32 protein-coding genes and 1 tRNA gene are annotated in these 26,162 nt (G+C 67.5%); 23 read left to right on the forward strand and 10 right to left on the reverse strand.

Annotation, left to right across the window (positions count from 1 at the left end; all coding sequences use genetic code 11):
- The first annotated feature begins 200 nt into the window (after positions 1-200).
- The 7 genes from QSK36_RS37545 (at position 201) to QSK36_RS43635 (ending at position 5,430) form a co-directional block, all read left to right on the forward strand.
- Positions 201-971: a hypothetical protein gene (locus QSK36_RS37545; protein WP_285785660.1), complete on the forward strand. Its 771-nt coding sequence runs from the start codon at positions 201-203 to the stop codon at positions 969-971.
- A gap of 95 nt (positions 972-1,066) precedes the next feature.
- Positions 1,067-1,909: a helix-turn-helix domain-containing protein gene (locus tag QSK36_RS37550; protein WP_285785661.1), complete on the forward strand. Its 843-nt coding sequence runs from the start codon at positions 1,067-1,069 to the stop codon at positions 1,907-1,909.
- A gap of 96 nt (positions 1,910-2,005) precedes the next feature.
- Positions 2,006-2,425, forward strand: coding sequence for an ATP-binding protein (locus QSK36_RS37555; protein WP_285785662.1), 420 nt, complete (start codon positions 2,006-2,008; stop codon positions 2,423-2,425).
- An 89-nt stretch (positions 2,426-2,514) separates the two neighbouring features.
- The gene (locus QSK36_RS37560) at positions 2,515-2,697 is read left to right on the forward strand and encodes a hypothetical protein (RefSeq protein WP_285785663.1); all 183 of its coding nucleotides are present in this window, start codon (positions 2,515-2,517) and stop codon (positions 2,695-2,697) included.
- Between the two features lie 146 nt (positions 2,698-2,843).
- Positions 2,844-3,686, forward strand: coding sequence for a sigma factor-like helix-turn-helix DNA-binding protein (locus QSK36_RS37565; RefSeq protein WP_285785664.1), 843 nt, complete (start codon positions 2,844-2,846; stop codon positions 3,684-3,686).
- Positions 3,686-4,504, forward strand: coding sequence for an NUDIX hydrolase (locus QSK36_RS37570; protein ID WP_285785665.1), 819 nt, complete (start codon positions 3,686-3,688; stop codon positions 4,502-4,504). The genes QSK36_RS37565 and QSK36_RS37570 overlap by 1 nt, the downstream gene beginning before the upstream one ends.
- A 161-nt stretch (positions 4,505-4,665) precedes the next feature.
- Positions 4,666-5,430 carry a DUF5131 family protein gene (locus QSK36_RS43635; RefSeq protein WP_352241608.1) on the forward strand — a complete coding sequence of 255 codons (765 nt, stop codon included), beginning with the start codon at positions 4,666-4,668 and terminating at the stop codon, positions 5,428-5,430.
- Positions 5,431-5,440: 10 nt separating this feature from the next.
- Here QSK36_RS43635 and QSK36_RS37575 read toward each other — a convergent pair whose 3' ends face one another.
- Entirely contained in the window at positions 5,441-6,544 is a 1,104-nt protein-coding gene (locus QSK36_RS37575; RefSeq protein ID WP_285785666.1) for a three-Cys-motif partner protein TcmP, read from the reverse strand.
- Positions 6,545-6,904: 360 nt separating this feature from the next.
- Here QSK36_RS37575 and QSK36_RS37580 point away from each other — a divergent pair, with 360 nt between their 5' ends.
- The 7 genes from QSK36_RS37580 to QSK36_RS37610 all read left to right on the forward strand — a co-directional run bounded on the left by QSK36_RS37580 (position 6,905) and on the right by QSK36_RS37610 (position 12,627).
- Positions 6,905-7,315 carry a plasmid replication, integration and excision activator gene (locus tag QSK36_RS37580; RefSeq protein ID WP_285785667.1) on the forward strand — a complete coding sequence of 137 codons (411 nt, stop codon included), beginning with the start codon at positions 6,905-6,907 and terminating at the stop codon, positions 7,313-7,315.
- Positions 7,312-7,884 carry a hypothetical protein gene (locus QSK36_RS37585; protein ID WP_285785668.1) on the forward strand — a complete coding sequence of 191 codons (573 nt, stop codon included), beginning with the start codon at positions 7,312-7,314 and terminating at the stop codon, positions 7,882-7,884. Before QSK36_RS37580 ends, QSK36_RS37585 begins: the two co-directional genes overlap by 4 nt.
- 88 nt (positions 7,885-7,972) lie before the next feature.
- Positions 7,973-9,400, forward strand: a complete 1,428-nt coding sequence (locus QSK36_RS37590) for an FtsK/SpoIIIE domain-containing protein (RefSeq protein ID WP_285785669.1) — start codon at positions 7,973-7,975, stop codon at positions 9,398-9,400.
- Positions 9,397-9,552, forward strand: a complete 156-nt coding sequence (locus QSK36_RS37595; protein ID WP_204061072.1) for a hypothetical protein — start codon at positions 9,397-9,399, stop codon at positions 9,550-9,552. The genes QSK36_RS37590 and QSK36_RS37595 overlap by 4 nt, the downstream gene beginning before the upstream one ends.
- Positions 9,553-9,650: 98 nt before the next feature.
- Positions 9,651-11,225: a replication initiator gene (locus QSK36_RS37600; RefSeq protein WP_285785680.1), complete on the forward strand. Its 1,575-nt coding sequence runs from the start codon at positions 9,651-9,653 to the stop codon at positions 11,223-11,225.
- Positions 11,222-11,467 (forward strand): helix-turn-helix domain-containing protein, encoded by a 246-nt coding sequence (locus QSK36_RS37605; protein WP_138459729.1) that lies wholly within the window; start codon positions 11,222-11,224, stop codon positions 11,465-11,467. Before QSK36_RS37600 ends, QSK36_RS37605 begins: the two co-directional genes overlap by 4 nt.
- On the forward strand, positions 11,467-12,627 hold the full coding sequence (locus QSK36_RS37610) for a tyrosine-type recombinase/integrase (protein WP_285785670.1): 1,161 nt from the start codon (positions 11,467-11,469) through the stop codon (positions 12,625-12,627). Before QSK36_RS37605 ends, QSK36_RS37610 begins: the two co-directional genes overlap by 1 nt.
- Before the next feature lie 59 nt (positions 12,628-12,686).
- Here QSK36_RS37610 and QSK36_RS37615 read toward each other — a convergent pair.
- The 6 genes from QSK36_RS37615 to QSK36_RS37640 form a co-directional block, all read right to left on the reverse strand.
- Positions 12,687-12,759: transfer RNA gene (locus tag QSK36_RS37615), tRNA-Ala, on the reverse strand.
- A 152-nt stretch (positions 12,760-12,911) separates the two neighbouring features.
- Positions 12,912-13,628: an HAD family hydrolase gene (locus tag QSK36_RS37620; protein ID WP_183538091.1), complete on the reverse strand. Its 717-nt coding sequence runs from the start codon at positions 13,626-13,628 to the stop codon at positions 12,912-12,914.
- Between the two features lie 39 nt (positions 13,629-13,667).
- A complete protein-coding gene (locus QSK36_RS37625) occupies positions 13,668-13,787 on the reverse strand; it encodes a DLW-39 family protein (RefSeq protein WP_208802288.1) in 120 nt (39 codons plus the stop codon).
- A 304-nt stretch (positions 13,788-14,091) separates the two neighbouring features.
- Positions 14,092-14,487: an ATP-binding protein gene (locus tag QSK36_RS37630; RefSeq protein WP_052400103.1), complete on the reverse strand. Its 396-nt coding sequence runs from the start codon at positions 14,485-14,487 to the stop codon at positions 14,092-14,094.
- 140 nt (positions 14,488-14,627) lie between these two features.
- On the reverse strand, positions 14,628-15,533 hold the full coding sequence (locus tag QSK36_RS37635; protein WP_183538095.1) for a Sco1979 family transcriptional regulator: 906 nt from the start codon (positions 15,531-15,533) through the stop codon (positions 14,628-14,630).
- A gap of 77 nt (positions 15,534-15,610) precedes the next feature.
- Positions 15,611-15,862, reverse strand: coding sequence for a DUF397 domain-containing protein (locus tag QSK36_RS37640; RefSeq protein WP_285785671.1), 252 nt, complete (start codon positions 15,860-15,862; stop codon positions 15,611-15,613).
- Between the two features lie 295 nt (positions 15,863-16,157).
- Here QSK36_RS37640 and QSK36_RS37645 point away from each other — a divergent pair, with 295 nt between their 5' ends.
- From QSK36_RS37645 to QSK36_RS37655, 3 genes are all read left to right on the forward strand, one after another.
- Entirely contained in the window at positions 16,158-16,562 is a 405-nt protein-coding gene (locus QSK36_RS37645; RefSeq protein ID WP_183538097.1) for an ATP-binding protein, read from the forward strand.
- A 163-nt stretch (positions 16,563-16,725) separates the two neighbouring features.
- On the forward strand, positions 16,726-17,547 hold the full coding sequence (locus tag QSK36_RS37650; protein WP_183538100.1) for an SAM-dependent methyltransferase: 822 nt from the start codon (positions 16,726-16,728) through the stop codon (positions 17,545-17,547).
- Positions 17,548-17,752: 205 nt separating this feature from the next.
- Positions 17,753-18,067: an STAS domain-containing protein gene (locus tag QSK36_RS37655; RefSeq protein ID WP_285785672.1), complete on the forward strand. Its 315-nt coding sequence runs from the start codon at positions 17,753-17,755 to the stop codon at positions 18,065-18,067.
- A gap of 18 nt (positions 18,068-18,085) precedes the next feature.
- Here the strand turns inward: QSK36_RS37655 and QSK36_RS37660 are convergent, their stop codons facing one another.
- Genes QSK36_RS37660 through QSK36_RS37670 form a run of 3 tightly spaced genes read right to left on the reverse strand, consistent with a single transcriptional unit; the run spans position 18,086 to position 20,275 of the window.
- Positions 18,086-18,970 carry an SRPBCC family protein gene (locus tag QSK36_RS37660; RefSeq protein WP_285785673.1) on the reverse strand — a complete coding sequence of 295 codons (885 nt, stop codon included), beginning with the start codon at positions 18,968-18,970 and terminating at the stop codon, positions 18,086-18,088.
- Positions 18,967-19,287, reverse strand: coding sequence for an ArsR/SmtB family transcription factor (locus QSK36_RS37665; protein WP_396779683.1), 321 nt, complete (start codon positions 19,285-19,287; stop codon positions 18,967-18,969). The genes QSK36_RS37660 and QSK36_RS37665 overlap by 4 nt, the downstream gene beginning before the upstream one ends.
- Before the next feature lie 52 nt (positions 19,288-19,339).
- The gene (locus QSK36_RS37670; RefSeq protein WP_221263873.1) at positions 19,340-20,275 is read right to left on the reverse strand and encodes an aldo/keto reductase; all 936 of its coding nucleotides are present in this window, start codon (positions 20,273-20,275) and stop codon (positions 19,340-19,342) included.
- A gap of 111 nt (positions 20,276-20,386) precedes the next feature.
- Between QSK36_RS37670 and QSK36_RS37675 the strand changes: the two genes are divergently transcribed.
- The 6 genes from QSK36_RS37675 to QSK36_RS37695 all read left to right on the forward strand — a co-directional run.
- Positions 20,387-21,718: an NUDIX domain-containing protein gene (locus tag QSK36_RS37675; RefSeq protein WP_285785674.1), complete on the forward strand. Its 1,332-nt coding sequence runs from the start codon at positions 20,387-20,389 to the stop codon at positions 21,716-21,718.
- 119 nt (positions 21,719-21,837) lie between these two features.
- Complete coding sequence (locus QSK36_RS37680) at positions 21,838-22,275, forward strand: CBS domain-containing protein (RefSeq protein ID WP_285785675.1); 438 nt, start codon at positions 21,838-21,840, stop codon at positions 22,273-22,275.
- Complete coding sequence (locus QSK36_RS37685) at positions 22,272-23,561, forward strand: ArsB/NhaD family transporter (RefSeq protein WP_285785676.1); 1,290 nt, start codon at positions 22,272-22,274, stop codon at positions 23,559-23,561. Before QSK36_RS37680 ends, QSK36_RS37685 begins: the two co-directional genes overlap by 4 nt.
- Positions 23,562-23,661: 100 nt before the next feature.
- On the forward strand, positions 23,662-23,871 hold the full coding sequence (locus QSK36_RS37690) for a heavy-metal-associated domain-containing protein (RefSeq protein ID WP_183538106.1): 210 nt from the start codon (positions 23,662-23,664) through the stop codon (positions 23,869-23,871).
- Between the two features lie 134 nt (positions 23,872-24,005).
- Positions 24,006-24,200 carry a DUF8832 domain-containing protein gene (locus tag QSK36_RS43780; RefSeq protein ID WP_502883424.1) on the forward strand — a complete coding sequence of 65 codons (195 nt, stop codon included), beginning with the start codon at positions 24,006-24,008 and terminating at the stop codon, positions 24,198-24,200.
- 28 nt (positions 24,201-24,228) lie between these two features.
- The coding region (locus QSK36_RS37695; RefSeq protein ID WP_285785677.1) for a heavy metal translocating P-type ATPase at positions 24,229-26,162 on the forward strand (1,934 nt) is incomplete at its 3' end.

Consider the following 26,162-nt stretch of genomic DNA (forward strand, 5'->3'; position numbering starts at 1 on the left):
CGACGGGAGCGGGTGTGCGAGATCCTTAGCTCATGACGGAGCACTTCTACTCTGACCGAACCTTCGGTCCGCGCCCTCGAACCCTCGAGGAGATCACGGCGAACGTGTGGCGAGGACTCGTATCCCTAGTACATCGGCGAGTAAAAGATGGATCGCTCGCCTTGGAGTTCCCGGATCGTACTTGCCCGGACGGTTCCTCTGTGGCTATAGGAACCGACGAAGATGCGTTCTATGCAACTCTTCTAGCGCTCATCCCTCAGCTCGAAAGTTATTGCTACAATTCTGGCTACCCCAGGATGCGGCTCGATTCGGATAACCTGCCATCAACGCGAATTGCATTAGACGTAATAGATTTCATTGCCCAGAGAATTGCCACTCCGAGCAGTCGGAGCTTCCATGGGTTCTTCGGACACGAGCACATATGGTTTGATGGCCAAGAAAGCATCGAAGCTGGTAGAGAAACGTTTCGCAGGGATATCGAGCTACTCTTCTCAAGGAATGGAATTGCTTTCACAATCGGCCAGAGCATGCAAGTTCAGCGGCTTAGCCCGCTAGAGGTTCGGCCCCTAGTCAACGGATTTAAACCTTCAACTGGCGATAGCATATTAGACGAGAAGTTGCTTGATGCCATAACTCGGTATCAGTCCAGGGTCGTCCCTGATCGAGTAGATGCTGTCGAGAAGTTGTGGGATGCTTTCGAGCGACTTAAAACTCTGGAGCTAGGTGACCGCACTCAAAAAAGTGCATCAATTCAGCAGTTGATAGAAGCAGCAACTAGCAGTACTGCACTTCGCGAACAGCTCACCGAAGAGTGCAAGACACTGACCAAAATCGGTAACAATTTCGCCATCAGACATCACGAACATGGGTCCGAACAGCTTCCCGCCCCTGTCAGCGCATCAGTCGATTATCTGTTTACTCGTCTTCTCGCCTTGATCAGTTTCTTGTTGCGTCAGACAGGCCGCTTATGAGACACCTATAACCCTTGAAACGTGATTTCCGGCACCGTCTCAAGCCGTCTCGGTTCGAGGGCCTCCCGTATATCCAACATGGTAGAAACCTTCCTATGGACGGTCGGCGGGATCGGTTGCGGGAGTTGGGTGAGCTGCTGCGGCGGCTTCGCAAGGATGCGGGGCTGACCGGCAGAGAGTTGGCTCAGCGGGCCGGGGTGGCGCAGCCGACGATTTCGCGGATGGAGACGGGGCGACTACTACCGACGCCGGAGACGGTTGAGCGGGTGTCGGCTGCTCTCCAGCTCGATTACGCCGCTCGCTCTGAGTTGGACGCGCTGCTCGTGCGGCTGCGTGACGAGGTATCGCGGCTAAAAGGTGGGCTTGCTGGCAGGGAGGCGGCGAACGCGGCGCGGGTTCGCTCGTCGAAGTGGATGGCGGTCTTCTCTTCGGCGATGATTCCGGCGCTGTTGCAGACGGCGGAGTATGCGCGGTTGGCGGTGGCGATCGGCCGCGATGTGGATGAGGACGATGCGGCCAAGGCGGCGGCTGTACGGATCGATGCGCAAGCAGTGCTGTTCGAGGAGAGCCGGCGGTTCGCCTTCGTATTGACCGAGGGTGCGGTTCGTACGTGGCCGGGGTCGCCGTCATTAATGCTGGCCCAACTCGACCGGTTGGCTCAGGTCTCGACGCTGCCCCATGTTCGGCTCGGTGTTGTCCCGTGGAAGGTGGAGGCGCCGGCCTTCCCGCTGCACGGGTTCACCATCTTCGACGGGTCCGTGAGCGTGGTGGAGAGCCTGACCGGTGATCTGACGCTGACCGAGGCGGGCGAGGTCGGGGCTCATGAAGAGGCGTTCGAGGCGTTCGCGGGCGCGGCCGTGTACGGGGAGGAGCTGCGGGCGCTGCTGGGCGAGATCGTGGCGGACTTCCGGGAGCTGGCGAAGCAGCTCGATGACTGACGCATTTATGCGTCGTATTCCTTGAGATGCTTGCGGTGATGGTCATACGCTCCAGTCGAAGGCATGTCTAGCCCCCTATACGACGGAGCGTGTCCCATGCCCCCATGGCGCCTGTCCCGGCACTTCCTCGGCCGTCCCGCCTCGGTCACCGAAGCCCGCCGCTTCATCACCGCAGCCCTCGGTACCTGGCCGGTCGTCGAGTCGGCCGAGCTCATCGTGAGCGAGCTGGCGACCAATGCGGTCCGGCACACCGCCTCAGCCCGGTTCGGCGGCCGGTTCATCGTAAGCATCCAGGCCGAACGCGATCAGGTATGGCTCGGCGTCACCGACGAAGGCGGCCCCGGCGTCCCTCGGCTCGTCCGGCCTGCCGATGACGAGGGGGGCCGCGGCCTGCTGCTGGTCGCCAACCTGGCCGACAACTGGGGCGTGTACGGCAACCAGGCCGGCCGTACCGTCTGGGCGCTGCTCAAGGTCGACCCCATCGCAGCCGCCGCACAGGCGACGCCCCGGTCATGAGCTGCATAAGCCCGCACGTCCCCAATCGCCGGCGACCCGGGTGCACGAAGCTGGAATGGTTTAAGCCCTCGGACGGAGCCCGGGTTCGCGTGCTCGCCTGGACCTGCGACTGCCTGGCCATGGTCTATGAGCTGTGCCAGGCGGGCGGACAGGGGTTCATCCGGCGCACGCTCCAGAACGAGGACGCACCTGAGATCCGCGAGACCCATCGCTGGCCCCTCGGCCAGGCGCGCGAGGTCTGGGCGGCCCTGTTGACGGGAATGGCGCGGTGAGCCCGCGCGGTGTCCCCAACCGGCGCTCGGCGATCCGGGCCGTGGATCCAAGGACGGGCAAACCCGCCAAAACCGTACTGTCAAGAGGGATAGACGGTATTTCGTCTAGGGGCCTAGACTCGGGTGCGCACCACCGAGGAGGAACCGTGCCACCGAGCGACCTGGACAAAATCGCCGCGATCGACGATCCCTACCTGCTGCTCCGGGTCGCCACCGAACGACTCAACGCCGCCCAGCAAGAGGTCACCGAACTGGCTCGCCTGCGCCGCCGCGTCATCCAAGAACTCCACGCCCAGGGCATGTCGTATGCGCAGATCGCCGAGAAGGCCGGTCTGTCCCGCGGGCGTATCCACCAGATCCGTCACACCGGCCCCGCCCCCGAGGGTGCGTTCCTCGGCGTCGGGACCGTTACCGTGGTGACTCCGCTGCGGCACGACGCCGCGACCGGCCGCTCCATGGTCGCCCTGGACGACATGCGCACCGGCAAGCGCCTGGAAGACCTCGCCCGGACCTTCGGCCTGAGCGTCGCCACGGACAACGTCACCGTCGACGGGCAGATCGACCTCAACCGGCCCGGCCTGCTCGTCATCTGCGGCCCCCGCATGTCCGATGCCATGCGTGCCGCGTACGACGCCGACCCGGTCATCCACTGGGACCGCGACGACACCGGCTGGAAGCTCCTCGACACGCGCACCGGCCGCGAGTACCGGTCCGGCTCCCAGCTCGACCCTCAGCAGCCGACCGACTCGGCCTTCCTCGGTCGGCTGCCCCGCCCGGACGGGAAGGGCTCGTTCCTGGCCATCGCCGGTATCCACCCCAACGGCTCCCTCGGCGTCATCCACCTACTCGCCAATGAGATCGCCACGTTGTGGGGGCAGGTCGGCGACCACCGCTTCTCCTGCGTGGTCGGCGTCGAATACGACCCGCACACCGGGGAACCAGTGCGAGCGGAACTGGCCAGCCCGCTCTACCGGCACGAGGACACCTGATGCGCGTCGCCTTCGCCAGCGAACCCGCCTACCCCGACCGGCCCAACGAAGACTTCATCGGCGCAACCGCCAACGCCGTCGTCCTCCTCGACGGCGCCAGCATCCCCCCAGGTCTCACCTCGGCCGGCTCGCACAGCGTGCGGTGGTATTCCCATACCCTCGGCTCCACGTTGCTCGCCGAGATGACCCAAAGCGCCGGCCCCCTGCCCGAACTCCTCGCCCAGGGCATCAAGCACGTCACCTCACTGCACGACTTCACCTGCGACCTGACCCACGGCGGCTCCCCCTCCGCCACCGTCATCATGCTCCGCCAGGTCTCCGACCACCTCGACTGGCTCGTCCTCGGCGACTCCACCCTCATCCTCGATACCGGTACGCCCGAGCCGATGGTGATCTGCGACGACCGGCTAGAACAGGTCGCCGCACCCCACCGCACCCGACTCGACAGCCTCCCCGGCGGCACACCCGAACACGCCGAAGCCCGCCGCGAGTACGTCGAAACCCTCGGCCAATACCGCAACCGCGACGACGGCTTCTGGGTCGCCTCCACCGACCCCCTCGCCGCCGACCAAGCCCTCACCGGCACCATCCCCACCGACCAGATCCGCGCCGCAGCCCTACTCACCGACGGCGCAGCAGACGCCGTCAACCGCTACCACCTCACCAGTTGGCGCCAGCTCCTCACCGACCTGGAACAAAACGGGCCGACCGAACTAATCCGCCGAGTGCGCGAGACAGAGCAATCTGATCCGCACGGCAAACGCTGGCCCCGCAGCAAGGCCCACGACGACGCTACGGCAGCCTACGTCTTGGCCTGATCACATCGGGCCTGAGCGTTTCGCTGATCTTGCACCGCCAGTGGCGGTACGGTTACCACAACTTACCCGCGAAGTATCGAAAATAGGTTCGATCTGAGTTATGATCGCCGACAAGGGTCGATTGATGTGATCCAGGACTCGAAGAGGTAGAGGGGCAAGCGATGGGTGACCGTAGCCATATCGAGTGGACCGAAGCTACGTGGAACCCCTCTACAGGTTGTGACCGTTTCTCTCGGGGCTGTGATAACTGCTACGCTCTCGCACTCGCGAAGCGATTGAAGGCTATGGGACAGCCCAGATATCAGCGCGATGGAGATCCCCGGACGTCAGGGCCAGGCTTCGGCGTAACGCTCCATGAAGATTTATTAGACCTGCCAAGACGGTGGCGGAAACCTCGCACCGTCTTCGTTAACTCAATGAGCGATTTATTTCACGCTCAGGTCCCCTATGACTTCGTACACCGCGTTTTCCGCACTATGGAGGAAACGCCGCAGCACACTTATCAAGTGCTCACTAAGCGTGCACGGCGTCTGCGACGCATGGCTCATCGCCTGCCTTGGCCGGCTAACGTCTGGATGGGAGTCAGCGTCGAAGACACTGACTCTAAGGATCGAATTGACGAACTACGAGAGGTTCCGGCCGCAGTTCGATTCCTCTCATGCGAACCCTTGCTTGGCAACTTAGGCGACTTAAATCTTTCCGGCATATCTTGGGTGATAGTTGGCGGAGAGAGCGGGCCTGGTTTCCGGCCGGTCGACATAGCTTGGGTTAGGGACGTGCGCGACCAGTGTATCAGCGCCGGAGTCCCATTCTTTTTCAAGCAATGGGGTGGCAGGACCCCCAAGGCACAGGGGCGACTGCTAGACGGACGCACCTGGGATGAAATGCCTGCCATTGCGGGATCACCGGTATTAGTAGGCGTTTGAACTATCGCCTTCACCCTGCAGTGAATGTGATCATCGTACCCGTTGGAAACCCGTGTTTGCCGGGTCGCTGCACTTTTATCATCCCTGCTTTCTCCAGAGGTGCCAGCACAGGCCTTCGAAGGTGGGTTTTCTTGTATGGGGTTCGAATGGTAGTGAAGTTCTCCAGTTCCTGAATTGGAACCGTCTTACCCGAGAACTGTTCCAGTAGCGCCTGCTGTAGTGGGGCAACGTCGAGCCTGTCCTCTATGAAGAGGATATCTTGCCCAACTAGCCGATCCGAAAACCTATAATCACCTCCCGGATCCAACTTCCACATCGCCTCTTTCATCAACTCCAGGCCCTTGATGTCTCGGGTGCCATAGAAGAGATAGTATCCGATATGGCCCGACTTATTTATCATGCCGAACGACTGCACATAAGGGAAGCCGCATACAGCCTTAAGTTGATTCTCGTAAAGGTCGTGAAGAAATTGTTGGCGAGGTCGCCCTGCAAGCGTTGCCGCTTCCTTGTATTGGTCGGTTCCGAATAGCTCCGTGAGATGGCGATCCACGTTCCCGGCTCCAGCGAATCGGTTCACCGAATCAACCATGTAGTTGACGAAGAGTTCGCAACGCGGCGAAGCAAGGAGATCGCGCAGTAAATTGAGGGGGAGGCCGGAGAAACCGAAAGGGTCCACGAAAGCAAAGGTAGGGGCTAGCTGCCGTTTCTGTCTTTTCAGATCCTCCACGATGTCCGAGGCGGCTTCCTGGAAAGGCTTATCTAGAAGTATGACCTTCACATGGCGAGGCCAGGGACTGCGAGAATTTTGAAGAGCAGTAACCTCGGACTTCAGGCTCGCAAATCTATTAGGCTCTGGCTCGCAAAATACAAAGAGAAATTCTGCCCTCATGCGAGGGAAGTACGAATGATCCAGCAGGGTGGTTAGCGCAATAATAGGCGAGCCCGGCTCGCCATTCTCGTAGCGTCCGGGGCCGGCAAACCCATCAAGAAATACGACACGCCCGTTATATGCGGAAAGAACTGGAAACCATCCGCCGAGGTAATGGCGCAGGATCTCATGCTTGGCCTTGGTGTGAGGGTCGAGCTTCCAGTGAGTCGTGTTCGGGCCTGCCATAACTCTCCTTAAGGTGCAGGTGCCTCATGTATGAGTGTTGATGGGCATCTGGGTCATGGTAACGGGCACTGCTGTCTGCGACATACAGACTTTGGGCGTATTGCCCGCTTGACACAGGATTGTGAAGTCATACCGTCTCGCGGCAAGAAGGCCCGAGATAAGGAAAGTCCGATTTAAGCCTTTGTTCCGACCCGTAACTCAAATCATGCCTCGCTCTGCCCCGTCGTCTGAATAAACCCGTCGACCCCCCTAGACAGTTCGCCTCACTCCGCGCTACCTGCTGTCGCATAGCCCCCTAGACAGTTCTCGTGACGGATCGGCCGTCGCCGTCTAGGGGGGTGGACAAGGAGGTGGTGAACGATGGCACTGCAAGGACCCATCCCGATCAGCTTCGAGCTGCTGTTCCCGCACGGCTGCTACGTCGTGGGCGAGGTGAGCGCGGCGAAGGACTTCGACGCCAAGCGGGACACCCAGGCCAAGGACAAGGTGACCGGTCTTCCGGTGTGGCAGGTTCCGGTGATGGACGCCGATCCCTCGCTCAAGGCCGCGCAGAAGACGGTGACCGTGAAGATCCTGTCGGAGGTGCAGCCGGTCGTCCCGCCGTCGCTGCCGGGCGTGCCACTCGCGCCGGCCGAGTTCGACGGGCTGGAGGTCAAGCCGTACGTGCATCAGGCGACGGGGCGGCTGGCCTACTCGATCTCGGCTCGGGTGATGCGGGCTCCCCGCTCGGCGGCCGGCAAGACCGCCAACGCTGCGAAGGACGCGGCGTGATGGGGCGGCGGACGGTGCGGCCTTCGGCCGTGATCAGCCTCAACACCGGGTGCGGGGCCTCGGCCAAGACCATGCCGTACCCGGCGCGGACGCCGGTGCTGGCGCTGGACTTCGGCTCGACCTCGGTGCTGCTGTCCACTTCGGACAGTGACCAGGTCAGTCCGGCCGATGTGGAGTTCGCCCGGCAGCTCGCCCGTGAGGCGGCCTCGTTCGCCCGGTCGGTCGAGCGGCGGTTTCACGGCCTGGCCAACGGCCGGGGGGGCCTGATGGCACACGGTCCCTACACCCACGTGTCGATGTCGATCGACCCCGGCCAGCGGCCTCGCATCGGCATCTCGTTCTACGCCTCGATCACTCGGGCGCGTGCTCGGGTGCTGGAGTCCGGGCGGCCGTACCTGGTCCTGGAGTCCGACGAGGCGGACGTGACGGTCTCGACCATCGGGGCCGGACCGGTCACCGCGCAAGACCTCGACATCGCGCGGCAGATCTTCAACGCCGCCGCCCGGTACCTGGCCGACTGCGAACGCCTGCACGCCGAACACGCCCAGGCCTGCGACTCGGCGGCCTGACACGCAAGCGGGGCCGCTGGAAGCGGCAACTTCCGGCGGCCCCTCAGTTCTCTCCCTGACTGCGCATCACAAGAGAGGAGTTCAGCTTATGCTCAAGCGCCTTCCCGGTGGCGAGGTCCGCAACCTCGTGTCCACCACTCCAGACACGGCGGTCGTGTTCAAACCGGCCGTCGTCCAGACCCCGGCGATCCTGACCATTCTGGTCTTCCTCGGCCGCCTGGTCGCCGGGCTCGTCCGGGCCCTCCTCGTCCACCCCATCGCGGTCGCGCTGTTCGCCGTGCCCGGTGTGATCTGGGTCCGGTACGGCTGGCCCACGGCGGTCGCCGCCGTCACTATCCCCGTCTCGCTGTTGCTCGGCTGGGTGCTGGCCGACAGGGCATCGTTCGTGCGATTCATAGGCTGGCGGCTGCTGGCCTTCTGGCGCCGGTTCTGGATCTACCGGCGACACTGGCAACCGGTGATGATCGTGTCCGGGCTCGGCCGTCACCTCCAGGGCCGCGACTACCTGCCCCGCCTGCTTCGGGTCGAGTGCGACGGCTGGGCCGACCGCGTCACCGTGCGCATGCTGTCCGGGCAGGCCGTCAAGGACTGGGCCGACCGCACCGACCACCTCGCCCACGGCTTCGGCTCCCCCTCCTGCCGCATCGCCGTCGCCAAGGCCGGACGGCTCCTACTGACCTTCCCCCGGCGCGACCCGCTCACCGAACCCCTGCCCGCCGTCCCAGTTCCCGAGTCAGCGGAGGTTGGGCCGGTGGAGATCGGCCGGTGTGAAGACGGAACGCCGTACCGGCTCAAGGTCCACGGCACGCACGTCCTGATCGCCGGTGCGACCGGAGCCGGTAAGGGCTCGTGGCTGTGGTCGACCATCCGCGGCCTGCTCCCCGCCATGCGGGCCGGACTGGTACAGGTCTGGGCACTCGATCCCAAGCGGATGGAGCTGTCCTTCGGCCGTCCCCTCTTCGGGTCCCGGTACGCGGCCGACCCGAAAGAGTGCGCCGACCTGCTCGATGAGGCCGTGTGCGTGATGCAGGAGCGGGCCGACCGGTTCGCCGGCCTCCAGCGCTCGCACAGGCCGACCATCGATGACCCGTTCGTCCTGGTCCTCGTCGATGAGGTCGCCTTCCTGACCGCTTACCAGTCCGACAAGCAACTCCGTCAGCGGATCACTTCGGCCCTGGCCACGCTCACCACGCAGGGCCGGGCGGTCGGCGTCGGCGTCATGGCCGCACTCCAGGACCCACGCAAGGAGGTCATGAGCATCCGCAACCTGTTCCCCGACAAGATCGCACTTCGGCTCGACGAGTCGGAACAGGTGGACATGGTCCTCGGCGACGGCGCACGCGACCGGGGCGCACTGGCCGATCACATCTCACCTATTCCAGAGCTGGGCGCGGGCGTCGGATACGTCCGGCTGGAGACCTCCCCCGATCCGATCCGGGTCCGGGCCGCGTACGTCTCCGACGCCGACATACGCGCGATGGTCGCCGAGTACGGCGGTCGAAGCGAGGCCGCATGAACGGCCTGGCGCACTTCCTCGACGGGCTGCGCTGCTCCATCTGCGGAGCGCTCAACGTCCTGTGGCTCGACCCCATCCGCGGCCTGGTCGAGTGCCACGAATGCGGCCAGACCGCCCTCACCATCCCCGAGACCGCAGAGGAGGACAGTTGATCGACCTCACCGACGCCCATCAGGCCGGGGGAGACCAGCCGACCTCCCCCGCTTCCCCCTCCCGGCTCACCGACCGGTCCACACCTCGGGCCACCCGCATGGCCCAACCGCTCGCGCGGGACGTGGTCGAAGAGATCGCCAAGCAGTACGGGGTGTGCATCCGCCCAGTTCCGCTGCGGCGGCAGGACATCCTCACCGGTCAGGTTGAGGTCATCGACGTCCCCTGCGGGGCCACGTTGGAGAGCAAGTGCCCGCCGTGCGCCAAGCGGAACCGCCAGTTGCGGCGGGCGCAGTGCCGGGAGGGCTGGCACCTCGACCATGAACCCGTCAACCTGCCCGACAACGCCGATGAGTATCAGCGTCACCTCGTGGAGCTGCGGGCCGACGCCCAAGCCTGGCGGGACGAGGTCGAGAAGGCCGGCGGCGACACCACCGACCTCGACGCCGCAATCGAGGACCTGGACGAGGAGATCAACGCCGCCGGGATGCGCGGCAACGTCCTCGGCCGAACCTCCGGCAAGCGCTCGCGCTCGACGAAGCGGCGGCAGGACGCCCCGGACCTGCCCAAGCGGCAGATGACCAAGACCACGCTCGGGCGGACCTTCACCGGCTCGGACGGCAAGGTCTACCGGCCGTCGATGTTCGTCACGCTGACCCTGCCGTCCTATGGGCGGGTGCTGGAGGGTGCGCCGTTGGACCCTGGCCGGTACGACTACGCGCGGGCGGCCCGCGATGCGCTGCACTTCTCCAAGCTCGTGGACCGCTTCGTGCAGAACCTCCGCCGGGTCGCCGGATATGACGTGCAGTACTTCGCCACCGTCGAGCCTCAGAAGCGGCTCGCGCCGCATCTGCACATGGCGATCCGCGGCACCCTGCCCCGTGCGGAACTGCGGCAGATCATCGCCGCCACCTACCACCAAGTGTGGTGGCCCTCGACGGACACGATCCGTTTCGAGGGTGACCACCTGCCGGTATGGGAGGACGGGGCCGGCTACCTCGACCCCACCACCGGGGAAGTCCTACCCACCTGGGAACAGGCCCTCGACAAGCTCGACGCCGACGAGGACGCCGAACCCCTGCATGTGCTCCGCTTCGGCGACCAGCTCGACATTCAGAGCGTGCTCGCCGGAACCCCGGACGCCGACCAGCTCATCCAGTACCTCTCGAAGTATCTGACCAAGAGCCTTGGCGACGCCCTCGGCACCGACGACCCCCGCCGGAAGGCGCACGCCGAACGGCTCCTCGACGCCCTGCGATTCGAACCGTGCTCACCGACCTGCCCGAACTGGCTCCGCTACGGCGTGCAGCCCAAGGGCGCCAAGCCCGGTATGGCTCCCGGCCGATGCAAGGGCAAGGCGCACAAGCCCGACCACCTCGGCTACGCGGGCCGCCGCGTCCTGGTCTCACGCAAGTGGTCCAACAAGACCCTGACCGAGCACAAGCAGGACCGCCGCACCTGGGTCCTGGAAGCCCTCGGCGTCCAAGACGAGCCGGTTGACCCCCACCGCTACATCTGGCGACCGGTCAAGCCCGGTGATCCCGAGTTGGCCCCTATCGGCGTCCGGCTGCTCCGCTCGGTCCACGAACGCCAGCGCTGGCGCAATCACCTCGACCGGCTCGATGCCGAGGCAGACGGACGAGTTCTTTCGGCAACTGAAGGGAGGGCAGCATGACGAAACCGATTTCGCCGACCACGCCACTCCCGCCAGAGGCCCAAGGTCGCCTGCTCCGTGTCGAAGAGGCGGCCGAACGGCTGAACACCTCCGTTCGCTTTCCTCGTCGGCTGATCGCCGAACGCCGTATCTTCTTCGTCCGCGTCGGCCGGGGCGTTCGCATTCCCGAAGCCGCACTCGAAGCGTTCATCGCGGCCGGGCTCGTCGAGCCTGTGAGGGCCCCGAAAGGACGGGCGGCCTGATGGCGAACAGAGACGGTCACCGGCGTTTCGGCAATATCCGCAAGCGAGAGTCCGGCCGCTACCAGATTCGTTATCCCGGCCCTGATGGGCGGATGCATAGCGGCCCCACCACCTACGCCACACGAACCGAGGCGGATCGCGCGCTCACCCTGATCGAAGCGCAGATGATTTCAGGGGAGTGGACGGACCCCGATCGCGGGAAAGTCCTGCTCGGCGACTACGCGCGGACGTGGATCAAGGAGCGTCCTGGCCTGCGGCCCAAGACGGTCGAGCTGTATACCTGGCTACTGGACCGGCACATCGTCCCCAGCCTCGGCGGTGTGGCCGTGGGCAAGCTGACGACGCAGATGATCCGGTCGTGGCGAGCGAAGCTCATCGACAACGGCGTCTCGGTGTCCACCGCGGCCAAGGCATACCGCCTGCTGCGGGCCGTGCTGATGACGGCCGTCGAAGAGGACAAGCTGCTCAGCCGGAACCCGTGCCGGATCAAGGGCGCGGACAACGAGCAGACGCCGGAGCGGCCCATTCTCACCGTCGCCCAGGTCTTCGAGCTGGCCGACAAGATGGCCGACCGGCGCTTCCGCGCGTTGATCCTGCTGACCACGTTCGCCAGCCTGCGATGGGGTGAGGTCATCGCGCTACGGCGGTCGGACATCGACCTCAAGGCGCGGACAGTGCGCGTACGGGAACAGCTCATCGAACTGGACGGCGGAGACATGGTGCTTGCGCCCCCCAAGTCGCGGGCCGGCAAGCGCACCGTCAGCATCCCCTCGGCAATCGTCCCGGCGCTGAGCGAGCACCTGGCCGAGTTCGTCGACCCGGCCGACGAGGCGTTCGTCTTTCTCGGCAAGCGGAGCGGTTACCTGCGCGGGGGCAACTTCCGGCGGGAGGCCAAGTGGGCGGAAGCGCTCAAGGAGATGGGCGTCAAGGAACTGCACTTCCACGACCTTCGGCACACCGGGAACACGCTCGCCGCGCAGTCGGGCGCGAGCCTCGCCGACCTCAAGGCGCGGATGGGCCACGACAGCGACCGGGCCGCGCTCATCTACCAGCACGCCACGCGCGACGCCGACCAGAGAATCGCGGACGCGCTGAGCGCTCGGGTGGAGGCCGAACGGCAGACGGCCAACGGCAAGAAGGAGAGCAGTGCTGGGAGCTAATGGCCCGCTAATGGCCCGGACACCGCTTCCCAAGATCAGGGAGGCGGTGTTTTTCGAGGTGGAGCCTAGGGGATTCGAACCCCTGACTTCCTGCTTGCAAAGCAGGCGCTCTGCCAGCTGAGCTAAGGCCCCTTAGCGGGTGCGAACTGCGCAAACACGCAGATCCACAGGCCGCCGGTGCGTACACCGTAGCAACAGCCCGCACCTGAGCGCCACTCGATACCGCGCCGTGCCGCTCACGTGGCCCTCCGCACCGGGGAAGACCGCAGAAAACGAGCCGGCGATCAGGAGGCCGAGGTGGCCACCGGCGACGCGCCGACCCCGTTGCCGAGGACGAGCCCGGGGAAGTCGGCGATGGACTCGATGATGTGAGTGGCGCCGCCGCCGAGCAGACGGTCCTTGCTGTGGACGCCGGTGAGCACTCCGGCGACGATCGAGGCGCCCGCGCGCCGGCCGCTCAGCATGTCGCTCTCGGAGTCACCCGCCACCGCGACCTGTCTCACGTCGTCGATGCCGGAACGCAGGACGGCGGTGAGCACCATGTCCGGGTAAGGACGGCCACGTCCGGCGTCCTCGGGACACAGCGCAAGATCCAGCATGTCGACCCAGGCGAGGGTGCTCAGCACCCGTCCCAGGGTCGCACGGCTGAATCCGGTGATCAGGGCGATCTTCAGGCCCGCGTCACGCAGCTTCGCGACGGCCTCGACGGTCCCCGGCAGCGGCACGAGCCCGGTCCGTTCGATGGCTCCCTCGTAGGAGCGCTCGAAGGTCAGGTTCGCGGCCTGCGCCTGGGCCTCGTTGCCGGGGAAGATGCCCCGGAAGACCTCGATTTTGGGACATCCCCGGGACCTGTGCACATGCACCATGGCACGGGCATAGGCGCTGGTCCCGGGGACGATGCCCTGCGTGGCGATCGCCTCGGCGAACGCCCGTTCCACCATGTCGATGTCACCGATCGTGGTCCCGGCCAAATCAAGACAGGCCAGCTTCACGGGGCTCATTCCCGTACCCTTGCCACGATCAAGCACCATCCCTGGTGGTCAGTTCTCGCTGCCGGTGGCCTCGGTCCACAGATCGAGCTCGGCGCGGTCGGCCTGCACCTTACGCCAGACCAGAAGTCCGCCGACGGCGACCAGAGCGAGAACAAGCAGCTTCTTCACGGTGTGACCCCACTTCTCGACGGTCTCACCTGCCGGGTGAGACAACGCCCGGTTCTACGGTTCCCTGCAGCCTAGCAAGGCTTCGGCGCCCAACCCGGATTGCCCGAAATTTCGGTGAATCAAAATCATGATTACGGCTCGCCCGCCTGGCCTGCCGTCCGACCCTGGCGGCAGGGCGGCGAGATCAGAAGTGCCCAGCTCACAGTGGCGCTAACCATGCCCGCAGGCGGTGTTCGGGGAGATGGGGAAGGCTGGTTTCGGTCAGACGGTCCGCGCTCCGCTCTCAGCGGAAGTCAGATGTCGATCAGGGAAGGGTCACGCAGAGGCGGATCGTCGTTCCCTCGGCCCCCGTACGCACGACGAGGTCGGCCAGGCGGTTCATGAGCCACAGTCCACGTCCCCCGAAGTCGAACCGCGTCGCCGTCTCCTCGCGATCCAGCGCCTCGTCGGGAATGCCGGGACCTTTGTCGGTGATCTCAGCCACCAGCACTCCGGCCTCACGCCACATGGCGATTCCCCGCGGCGGGGAGCCATACCGGACGGCGTTGGTGACCGCCTCGTGCACCGCGAGCACGAAGTCCTCCAGGACCACGCCCTCGAGCCCGGCCTCCTGCGCCGACACCATGACGAGATGCCGCACCCTGGTGACCGAACTTCGGTCGAACTCCAGGCTGAGCAGGCTGCCCGCCAAGGTTCTCACCGCCCTCCTGCTTGCCCCACGGTGTGGTAGTACTCCATTTACCGCCCACGCGCACCTGACACGTATTTTCCGGTACGGCTTGCGCCACAGTCTCTGCGGCGTGCGGCAGCGGAGGTCGCGCACGTGACGCTAGCGCATCGTCACAGCTCCGTCATGAGCTGCCGCAGCATCCGCTTGGTCTCCGACGCAGGTTTGGCCTGGATGCACAGGCGTTCCATGACTGCGAGATAGCGGTCGATGTCCTCTCGCTTTTCCAGGTAGATGGCGCTGGTGAGCTGTTCGAGATAGACGACGTCAGGCAACCCGACCCCCGCGAAGCGCAGGATGCTGAACGGCCCTCCGGCGGCCGCGTGCCCGCCGGCGCTGAACGGGATGATCTGGAGCGTTACACGAGGCAGGGCGATCATCTCGAGCAGGTGCTCGATCTGGGCCCGCATGACCTCGGCCCCACCCACCGGACGCCGCAGCACGGCCTCGTCGATCACCGCCCACAGAACGGGCGAATCCGGGCGGACCAGCACCTCCTGACGGTCCATCCGCAGCCGGACGCGGCGCTCGATCTCCTCGTCCGAGGCGTCGGGATGGCCGAGTCGCACGACCGCTTCGGCGTACCCGGGGGCCTGCAGCAGCCCGGGCACGAACTGCACCTCGTAGCAGCGGATGGCGCTCGCGGCCTGCTCCAGGCCGACGTACGCCTCGAACCAGGAGGGCAGGACGTCGTCGTACTTGTGCCACCAGCCGGGGGCGTTGGCCTGGGCGACGAGGGAGAGCAGCGCCTCCCGCTCACTCTCGTCGGTGACGCCGTACAGGGTGAGGAGGTCGGCGACGTCACGGCGGCGGAACCCGACACGCCCGAGTTCCATCCGGCTGATCTTCGAGTGGGAGGCGCGGATGGCGTGACCGGCCTCCTCCAGGCGGATGTGCCTGCTCTCACGGAGCCGTCGCAGTTGGGTGCCGAGCAGAATGCGCAGGACAGTCGGGCTGCGGCGCGACCGTGCCGTCAGGTCGAGCGGGTGAGGCACACCCTCGGTAGGGGCCGCAGTCATATGGGGTCCTTTGAGGTGCACCGATGTTTACGCCACGTTCACGATACTCGCCACGTCGGCCCGCGCAAGTGGCGAGATCATTTCTCCACTTCACCAAGAAGAAGGTCGTCGAATTCGCCCTCCTTGGCGGAGCGAAGGAATGCGGCCATGTCCTGAAGAGGAACGATCAGCGCCGGCCCCGCCGGGTGCCGGGAGTTGCGCAGGGCCACCCGGCCGTCGGGCAGCACGGCGATCTCGACGCAGTTGCCGCTCGGATTGCTGTGCCGGCTCTTGCGCCAGGCCTGCTGCCCCAGGTGAGATGAGGGCATTCCGTTGTAGATCACGGACACGGGGCACCTCGTTTCGGAATCCGAGCCCAACCCACGACATTCGTGCGTTTGCACGTGCATCTGTACTTGCACAGGAGCATCAATGGGAGCAGTATGACTTACTGAGTCATCCCGCCACATGGTCGACATCAACCTCATAAGGCTCTCAATGACTGGTTATCGGACAGACCGAGCTTCCCTCGCAGAAGCCGATAGCGTTGCCCGGGATCCCTGGCTGGGCACGCTTGAGCAGGTCTTTCCGGATGGCAAGCGCTGGCCTTGGACCTGCGGCGAAGAGCCGTGTGGTGTCCCCCAGGTGGCCGTGCACGAGTTCCACCGTGAGAGTCTCGCCGCGCGCACCGCGCGGCGCTTCACCGCCGGGGTGCTGCGGACCTGGTCCATGGAGGACGTCGCCGACGACGCCGCGCTCGCGGTCTGCGAACTGGTCACCAACGCGCTGCGCCACGGCCTGCGGCACCAGGCCATCCATCCCCTGCCGGTGCGCCTGTTGATGTTCCGTTCGTCCCGCGCGCTGCTGTGCATGGTCACCGACCCCAGCACCGACGCGCCGGTGCTGCGCGAGCCCGACTACGTCGCGGAGACCGGGCGCGGCCTGCAGGTCGTCGCCGGGGTCAGCCGCATGTGGGGCTGGGCGCGGCTACGCCCCGTGGGCAAGGCCGTCTGGGCCGGATTCACGGCCGACGCCGCCGGCTACCGCTGATCCCTGCGACCGAGAAGGCCGCCGGAGAAGGCCGGCTGGGAAGGCCCGACGGCCGGCCCCGCCGCGTACACCACCCACGCCGTAGGCCCAACACGCGCCACGAATCCTCACTTAGGCCCGTCTTGCACCGGTAATATCGGTCATGAGGGCTGAACGGAGGATCATGCCGGGTTTCCCCCCGGTCGAGCCTGTGGGTTTCGACCCGTCCGTCCCGAACGAGGCCCGGGTCTACGACTACTGGCTCGGCGGGAAGGACAATTTCGCCGCGGACCGCGAGGCCGCGGAGGCGGCGCTGCTGATCGCGCCAGAGCTTCCCCTGATGTGCCGCGAGGGGCGCAAGTTCCTGCGCAGGACCGTACGGTTCCTGGCCGCTGCCGGGATCCGCCAGTTCATCGACATCGGCTGCGGCCTGCCGACCCAGGGCAACGTGCACGAGATCGCACGGGAGTGCGCCCCCGACGCGCGCGTGGTCTACGTGGACAAAGACCCCGTCGTGGTCAACCACGGCCAGGCGCTGGTGGAGGACAACGAGCGCGTCGTGGTGATCCGCGGCGACGTACGCGACCCGGACTCGATCCTCACGCATCCACGGCTGCGGGAGCTCGTCGACCTCGACGAGCCCGTGGGCGTCCTGCTCGTCGCGGTCCTGGCGGCGATCAACGACGACGACCTCACGATGGCCATCACCGCGCGCCTGCGCGAGGCGATCGCGCCCGGCAGCTATATGGCCATCAGCCACGCGATCTCCGACCTCCGGCCGGAGGTGACGGACAAGCTCGCCCTGCTTTTCGCCAACGAATGGGCGGTCAAGGACGACGGCCGCCTGCGGCTGCCCACCCAGGCCGAAATCCTGCCGCTGTTCGGCGACCTGGAAATGGTGGAGCCCGGCCTGGTCCAGGTGCCCGAATGGCGGCCGGAGCCCGACGAGCTGCGACCGCCGAAGGACGCGGTCTGGGCGGTCGCCGGCGTCGGCCGCAAACGCTGAAAGCGCCAGTTCTTTGATCTTCGTTGAATATTAACTGGGCTAACCATTGACAGATGCGCTGTCGGACGGCCACGCTCAGTGAGTATTTCCACTTCCAGCGAGGAGGTGGGACCGTGACGACGTTCACCGTGTCCTGCTCCGAAAATATGCGCCCAAGACGGGCGGACATCGCGTCTTACACCGGTTCGCCGTGCCGGTGCGGCTCGTGAATCCAGCCGCTGGTCACTGCGGCGTTCTCTACACGGACACCTACCTCAGCGTCAGGTGGTCCGATGCGGACTCCTCGGTGATCCTCGATGGCGAGGTCGACGTCTCGAACAGCGCCGCCCTGGCGACCGCGCTCGCCGAGGCGAGGAGCGAGCGCGGCGAGATCACCGTCGACACGGGCGCTCTGCGGTTCATCGACCTGGCGGGACTGCGGGCTCTGCTGGCTCCGGCGTCCTTCGGGGCGGGCGACGCCGTACGGCTGCGCAACGTGCCCCCCTACCTGCACCGCCTCATGGAGATGCTCGACGGGTGACGGCCCCGCCCGCCGGGCTCAGGCGAGCAGCCGCCGCGCCAGCGTCTCTATCCTGTCCCGCCACGCCTGCAGAGGCCCCGCGGGGTCGGGCAGGCCGGTCTCGGTGACGACCAGCCGGGCGCCGTGCCCGGTGCCCCGCGACAGTTCCCAGCGCACGCGCCTGCCCTGCTCACCGGACTCCACGTACGCGGGAAGCTCGGCAGCGGGTTTCCCGACGGCCGTGACGATCCCCTCGCCGAGGCCGTAGGGCACCGGGGCCCCAGGCGTCGCGGCAGGCGCGCCGGCGGCCGTCCAGACCTCCTCGACCGGCCGGGTGAGCTGGCGCTCGAAGCGCACCCGCCATTCGCCGCCCGCCTGCTCGCCCGCCTGCTCGCCCAGCTGCTCGGCCAGTCGGTCGGCCACGCCCTCGGCCAGCCCGAACGCCTCCACGTACGCCTCATGGAGGTGGGCGAAGTTCCCCTCGGGCCACTCCGCGGGCCGTCCGCCGGCGATCGCCTCCATGGCGTCGAGGCAGACCTGCCAGCCGGACGCGTAGCTCGCCGCGGCCGGCCGGTCGTGGAAGACCTGGGTGAAGACGAGCAGGCAGCCGCCCTCCTCCGGCAGCAGCTCGAAGCTCAGGAGGTTGTCGCCCTCGCGCGGCATCTCCCGCGGCGAGTGCTGGAGGAAGGCGAACAGGCGGGGCGGGTCGAGCTCGGTGATCTCGGCGTCCATCGTCATGCCGCCGCCGTCGAACATGATCTTTCCGCCCACCCGCAGGTCCATCTCGACGACCGTGAACGGGAACCACTGGCCGAGCCGGTCGGGCTCGGTGACCGCCCGCCAGACCCGCTCCGGAGGGTGGGCCAGTCTGCGCTCCATGCGCAGCGACGGCCGCCCGTCGAACATGCCGAGTGTCGCGTTCACGGTGTCTCCTCTGAATGGTCGGGCATCGCGTCCAGGTGCCGTTCCAGCGCGTCGAAGCTCTCCGACCACAACCGCCGGTAGGGCGCGAGCCAGGCGTCGATCTCGGCGAGCGGTTCGGGGCACAGTTCGTACCACCGGCGCTGGGCGTCCCTGCGCACACGGACCAGCCCGGCCTCCCGCAGCACCTTGAGGTGCTTGGAAGTGCCGGGCTGGGTCAGGCCGAGCCGCTCGGTGAGCTCCCCGACCAGGCGGGGACGTTCGAGCAGCAGGTCGAGGATGCGCCGCCTGGCGGGCTCGGCGAGTACGTCGAAGGTCACTGACACGCCTTCGAACATACTCCGTCAGCTATATATCCACAACTGCATATACTCAGCTTGCGATCTCGTTCAGCTCTTTCAGCGCCGCCTCGTCCGGTCGCCACGCCGCCGCCGCGACGTTGGCCTTGATCTGCTCGGGCCGGGTCGCCCCCGCGATTACGGAGGAGACGGCCGGCTGCGCGAGCAGACCGCCGATCGCGACGTCCAGCAGGGTCACCCCCTGCCGCTCGGCGAACTCCCGCAGCCGCTCCACCACCTCGAACCGCGCGTCGGTCAGATACTGCGGCCGGCCCGCGAGGCGGGTGCCCGCCGGCGGCTCCTCCCCGCGCCGGTACTTGCCGGTGAGCAGGCCGTTGGCCAGCGGGAAGTACGGCAGCAGGCCGACGCCGTGGTGCAGCAGCGCCGGGACGAGTTCCTTCTCCACCCGCCGATCGAGCAGGCTGTACTCGTTCTGCGCGCTCACGAAACGCTCGAAGCCGCCGGTGCGGGCGATCCAGTCCGCGTCGGTGACCTGCCAGGACGCGAGGTTGGACGAGCCCACATAGCGGACCTTGCCCTCCCGCACCAGGTCCGTCAGCACCGACAGGGTCTCCTCGATCGGCGTGGACGGGTCGGGGAAGTGCAGCTGGTAGAGGTCGATCCAGTCGGTCTTGAGGCGGCGCAGCGACCGCTCGACCGCCAGGCGGACGTACCGCCGCGAGGCCCTCGCACCCCAGTCGGGCCCGTTGGCGCCGTTCACGTCCCCGCCGAACTTGGTGGCGATGACGACCTGGTCACGCCGCCCCTTCAGCACCTCGCCGAGCAGCGTCTCCGACTCGCCGTAGATGTCGGCGGTGTCGATCAGCGTGACGCCGGCGTCGAGCGCCGCGTCGACCACGGCGCGCGTGGCGTCGAGGTCGATCCTGCGGCCGAAGTTGTTGCCGCCGAGGCCGAGAGCCGAGACGACGAGTCCTGAGTCGCCCAGCCGCCGGTAGGTCATTTCGGTCATGCCCCTGCATCCCTTTCTCACGGAGCCCCTCCCTGCGGGGAGAGCTCTCCTCACCGTATTTCGGCCCCCTTCGGCGGCGGACGCCGGACCGTCCGCGAGAGGATGCCGGACATGACCTCCGTACGGCACAGCGTCCGGGCCATCCTGTTCGACGGCGACGACGTCGTCCTGTTCCGGCGCGTACGGCCGGGGCGGGAGCCGTACTGGGTCACGCCGGGCGGCGGGGTGGAGCCGGCCGACGCATCTCCCGAGGCGGCGCTGCGCCGCGAGCTCGACGAGGAGCTCGGAGCGACGGCGGGACCGGCGCTGCACGTGTTCACCCTCGCCGAGCCCGGCCGATTGAGCACGGTCTTCGCCTGCCGGCTGGTGTCGCTCGACCTGTCGCGCCGCAGCGGCCCGGAGTTCCTCGAACCGGACATCGGCCTGCACGAGGTGCGGCGCGTGCGCCCGGAGGAGGTGCGCGCGCTCACCATGGTCCCGCCCGAGCTGGGGGAGTTCATCTCCGCGAACGCCGCGACCCTGCCCGCGCTGCTCGACGCCGCGACGTACGCCCCGGGCCGCTACCGGCCGGTCGTCGACGTGCACCTGATGCTCACGGACGGCGAGAAGGTGCTGCTCGGCCGCCGCCAGGGCACCGGCTACGCCGACGGGGAGTGGCAGATCATGCCGTCCGGGCACCTGGAGGAGGGGGAGTCGGTGGTGGACACCGCCGTGCGGGAGGCCCGCGAGGAGCTCGGCGTCGAGGTGGACGACTGCGAGGTGGTCCACGTGATGCACCATCGCAACGCGGGCGGGACGGCACGCATCGGGATGTTCCTCGTGCCGCGCTCCATCACCGGCACGCCGGTCAACGCCGAGCCGCACAAGTGCGCCGAGCTGGCGTGGTTTCCGCTGGACCGGCTGCCCGAGCAGACCGTGCCGTACGCGCGGGCGGGCGTCGAGGCCGTGCGGCGGGCACTCGCCGCGACCTCGCCGGGCCTCCCCGCGGCCGCCGATGCCGCACTGGCCGCTTCCAAGGCGCCGGTCTTCTCCCTGCATGGATGGGACGTCCCGGGCTCCGCCGATCTGGCGGCCGAGGCCGTACGCGCCGGGTTCGAGGAGGTCACGGTCTGCCTGACCGGCTGGCTCGACGGCGCGGTGCTCGTCCACTCCGACGACGAGACCGACCGCCTGCCCGCCACGGTCGTACGGCCGGGCGAGGGAGTGGTGGCGGCGCTGGCGCGGCTCGCCCCGGTGGGGGAGGTGACCTTCGCCGGTGCGGACGACTACGTCTCGCCCCGGGGACTCACCGGACGCCGTCTCGCCTTCTCCGCCCGGCTGACGGAGGTGCCCGAGGGCATGGTCCCGCTCCCGGCCGGGTCGCTCGGACGCCTGCCGTACGGAGAGGGGGTATTCGTCCGCCGCGCCTCTTCGGGGCTTTTGTACGGCCTGTCCGGTCGATAGCCTGGTGCGGGGCGTGCCGGGAAGTCTGGTCGGCGAAGGGGTCTCCCATACCCGGGGGACCGTACCGGCGACCGGAAGGCAGACGTGAGCACAGCCGCACGTGGCAGGCAGGTGAGAGCATGCGTGCCCGGGATCTCGTAGTGCCGATCCCCACCGTGGAGCTCGACTCCCCCGTGACCGACGCCGCTCGCCTCATGGCCGAGCGCGAGCTGCCCGGTCTGATAGTGCTGGACGAGCGCGGAGCACCGGTGTCGATCCTGCCGGGCACGCAGGTGCTGCGCCTGGCCGTGCCCCGCTACTGCCAGGACGACCCCGCGCTGGCCCGGGTGATCGACGAGGCGCACGCCGACGTGTTCGTCCGCGCGCTGGGCGAGCGCACGGTCCGTCAGGCGATGCCGGAACGGCCGCGCGAGCTCCCCGTGACCGATCCCGACGCCACGCTCCTGGAGGTCGCCGCGCTGATGGCGCGCACCCGCAGCCCCCTGGTCGCGGTGCTCGACGGCGACCGCCTGCTGGGCGCGGTCACGCTCTCCGCGCTGCTCAAGCGGCTCACATGACGGTGACCGCATGGGTGGCGGCGATCGTCTTCGTCGCCACGTACGTCCTCATCGCCAGCGAGAAGGTCCACCGGGTCAAGGCCGCCCTGGGCGGCGCCGCGATCCTGCTGCTCGTCCACGCGACCACGGCCGGCTCGGCGTTCTTCTCGCAGGAGTCCGGCGTGGACTGGAACGTCGTCTTCCTGCTGCTGGGCATGATGATCATCGTCGGTGTGCTGCGGCAGACCGGCGTGTTCGAATACCTCGCCATCTGGGCGGCCAAACGCGCCAGGGGACGGCCGTTCCGGCTCATGGCGCTGCTCCTGGTGATCACGGCCATGGCGTCGGCGCTGCTGGACAACGTCACGACCGTGCTGCTGATCGCGCCGGTCACGTTCCTCGTCTGCGAACGCCTCGCGCTGCCGGTCGCGCCGTTCCTGATCGCCGAGGCGATGGCGTCCAACATCGGCGGCACCGCGACCCTCGTCGGCGACCCGCCGAACATCATCATCGCCTCCCGCGCCGGGCTGACCTTCAACGACTTCCTCGTCCACCTCGCGCCGCTGGTGATCGTGCTGACGGCGGTCTTCATCGGACTGTGCCGGCTGCTGTTCCGCAAGGCGTTCCGGTACGACCCCGAGCGGGCGGCCGAGATCATGCAACTGGACGAGCGGGCGGCCATCCAGGACAAGGTCATGCTCGTGCAGAGCCTGTCCGTGCTCGGCGTGGTCATCGCGGCGTTCGTGCTGCATCCGGTGCTGCACTACGAGCCGTCGGTCGTGGCGCTGCTCGGGGCGGGGCTGCTCGTGCTGGTCACAAAGATCACCACCGACGACGCGCTGCGCGAGGTGGAGTGGCCGACGCTGGTGTTCTTCGCCGGGCTGTTCGTGATGGTCGGCGCGCTCGTCGAGACCGGCGTGATCGCCCAGGTGTCGCGGGCGGCGGCGGAGGCGACGGCCGGGCGGCCCGGAGTGACCGTCATGGTCCTGCTCTGGGCGTCGGCGGGGCTGTCCGCGATCGTGGACAACATCCCTTATGTCGCCACAATGAGCCCGATCGTGGCCGATCTCGCGCAGCACGTGCCCGGCGGCGACCACAACGTGCTGTGGTGGGCGCTCGCGCTCGGCGCCGACCTCGGGGGCAACGCCACCGCCGTGGGCGCCTCCGCCAACGTCGTCATCCTCGGCATCGCCGAGCGCAACGGCGCGCGGATCAGTTTCTGGCAGTTCACCAAATACGGCCTGGTGGTCACCGTCGTCACGGTGGCCCTGTGCGTGCCGTACCTCTGGCTGCGCTACCTCCTGTAGGCCCGGCGGGCCCCCGAAAGGGGGCCCCTTCTGACGCGGAAATACGGTAGGGGGGTATGGTGTTCTCGTCAGTGAGGCACGAGTTATCGGAGTGATCGTTATGACCAGCACCTACACCGTCACCGGCATGACCTGCGGCCACTGCGTCAGCTCGGTCAGCGAGGAGGTCGGTGCGGTCGCCGGCGTGACCGACGTCCGGGTGGACCTCTCCTCCGGCCTGTTGACGGTCGAGACCGACGGCGGCGTCGACGACGCGGCCATCGTGGCGGCCGTCCGGGAGGCCGGATATGACGTAGCGGGTGTTTCGTGAACACCCCCGCCCGGCTCGGACGCGGATGGACGGATCCACGGTGATGACGGACGACCTCGCACCGGGCCGGGTCAGTAAGCTCGGGTTCACGGTGAGCAAGGACGGCAGACCCGCCGGCGACCTCGAACCACCATCTGGGCGAGATCCGCGCGGGCGACCCGGCCTGCCTGCACGTGCCCCCCGAGGACGCGACGTCAGGCGGAGCGATCTTCGCCGCGCCGGTGCCGGGCGGCGGGGACTACCGCCCGCTCCCGGACTTCACGCACGAGGGGACCGTCCGCACCGCGGCCTTCGCGGTTCACGCGGAAGCGGCGGGGCACAGCCGTTGACGGCACGACGCGAGAGGAAGGAGTGGTGATGCCGGCGACAACCGGTGACCGGCCGTCCGGCGCGGTCGAGCTTTCGATAGGCGGCATGACCTGCGCGTCGTGCGCGAACCGGATCGAGCGCAAGCTCAACAAGCTGGAGGGCGTGTCGGCGACGGTGAACTACGCCACGGAGAAGGCCAAGGTGACCTTCCCTGTGGAGTTGGACCCGCAGATGCTGGTCGCGGAGGTGGAGAAGGCCGGATACACCGCCAGGCTGCCCGAGCCGCCCAGACCCGAGCAGGCGCCCGGGGAGCCGGAAGACGAGCCGGCTCCGCTGCGCACCCGGCTGATCGTTTCCGTCGTGCTGGCGGTGCCGGTGATCGCGATGGCGATGATCCCGGCGGTGCAGTTCACCTACTGGCAGTGGCTGTCGCTGACGCTCGCCGCCCCGGTCGTGGTCTACGGCGGCCTGCCCTTCCACAAGGCCGCCTGGACCAACCTGCGGCACGGCACCGCCACGATGGACACGCTGGTGTCGCTCGGCACGATCGCCGCGCTGGGCTGGTCGCTGTGGGCGCTGTTCCTGGGCGATGCCGGTGTGCCCGGGATGAGGCACGGGTTCGACCTGACCATCGCCCGCAGCGACGGCTCGGGCAACATCTACCTGGAGGCCGCCGCCGGGGTGACCGCGTTCATCCTGGCCGGGCGCTACTTTGAGGCGCGTTCCAAGCGGCGTGCGGGGGCGGCGTTGCGCGCGCTGCTGGAGCTGGGCGCCAAGGATGTGGCCGTGCTCCGCGACGGCCGCGAGGTGCGCATCCCGGTCGGAGAGCTGGCGGTGGGCGACCGTTTCGTGGTCCGGCCGGGGGAGAAGATCGCCACCGACGGCATCATCGAGGAAGGCACCTCTGCAATCGACGCCTCGATGCTCACCGGCGAATCGGTCCCCGTCGAGGTGAGCGTGGGGGATGCGGTGACCGGGGCGACGGTCAACGCCGGAGGTCGGCTGGTCGTGCGGGCCACCCGGGTCGGTTCCGACACCCAGCTCGCCCAGATGGCGCGCCTGGTGGAAGACGCCCAGACGGGCAAGGCGCAGGTGCAGCGCCTGGCCGACCGCATCTCCGGGATCTTCGTGCCGATCGTCATCGCCCTGGCCGTGGCCACGCTGGGGTACTGGCTCGGCACCGGCGAGGGCGCCGGGGCCGCCTTCACCGCCGCGGTCGCGGTGCTGATCATCGCCTGCCCCTGCGCGCTGGGGCTGGCCACGCCGACCGCGCTGCTGGTCGGCACCGGCCGCGGCGCCCAGCTCGGCATCTTGATCAAGGGTCCCGAGGTGCTGGAGTCCACCCGCGCGATCGACACGGTGGTGCTGGACAAGACCGGCACCGTCACCGAAGGCAGGATGGCCCTGGTCGAGGTCGTGCCCGCCGACGGGCAGGACCGTGATGAGGTGTTGCGCCTGGCCGGGGCCCTGGAGCACGCCTCCGAGCACCCCATCGCGCAGGCGATCGCCCGGGGCGCCGCCGAGCAGGTGGGCGGCCTGCCCGTCCCGCAGGACTTCGCCAACGTCGAGGGCCTGGGGGTGCAGGGCATCGTGGACGGCCACGCGGTGCTGGTCGGCCGGCCCCGCCTGCTGGCCGAGTGGTCCCAGCACCTGCCCGCCGACCTGGCCCGGGCGCTGCGGCAGGCGCAGGACGCCGGCCGCACGGCGGTCGCGGTCGGCTGGGACGGCCAGGCGCGGGCGGTGCTGGTGGTGGCCGACACCGTCAAACCCACCAGCGCTCAGGCCATCGCCGATCTGCGCGCGCTGGGGCTGACGCCGGTGCTGCTGACCGGCGACAACCAGGCGGTCGCCCGTGCGGTCGCCGCCCAGGTCGGCATCGAGGAGGTGATCGCCGAGGTGCTGCCGGCCGACAAGGTCGATGTGGTCAAACGGCTGCAGGCCGAGGGCAAGACCGTGGCGATGGTCGGTGACGGGGTCAACGA

It is taken from the genome of Microbispora sp. NBRC 16548, assembly GCF_030268985.1.
In the GTDB taxonomy this organism is placed as follows: Bacteria; Actinomycetota; Actinomycetes; order Streptosporangiales; family Streptosporangiaceae; genus Microbispora; species Microbispora catharanthi.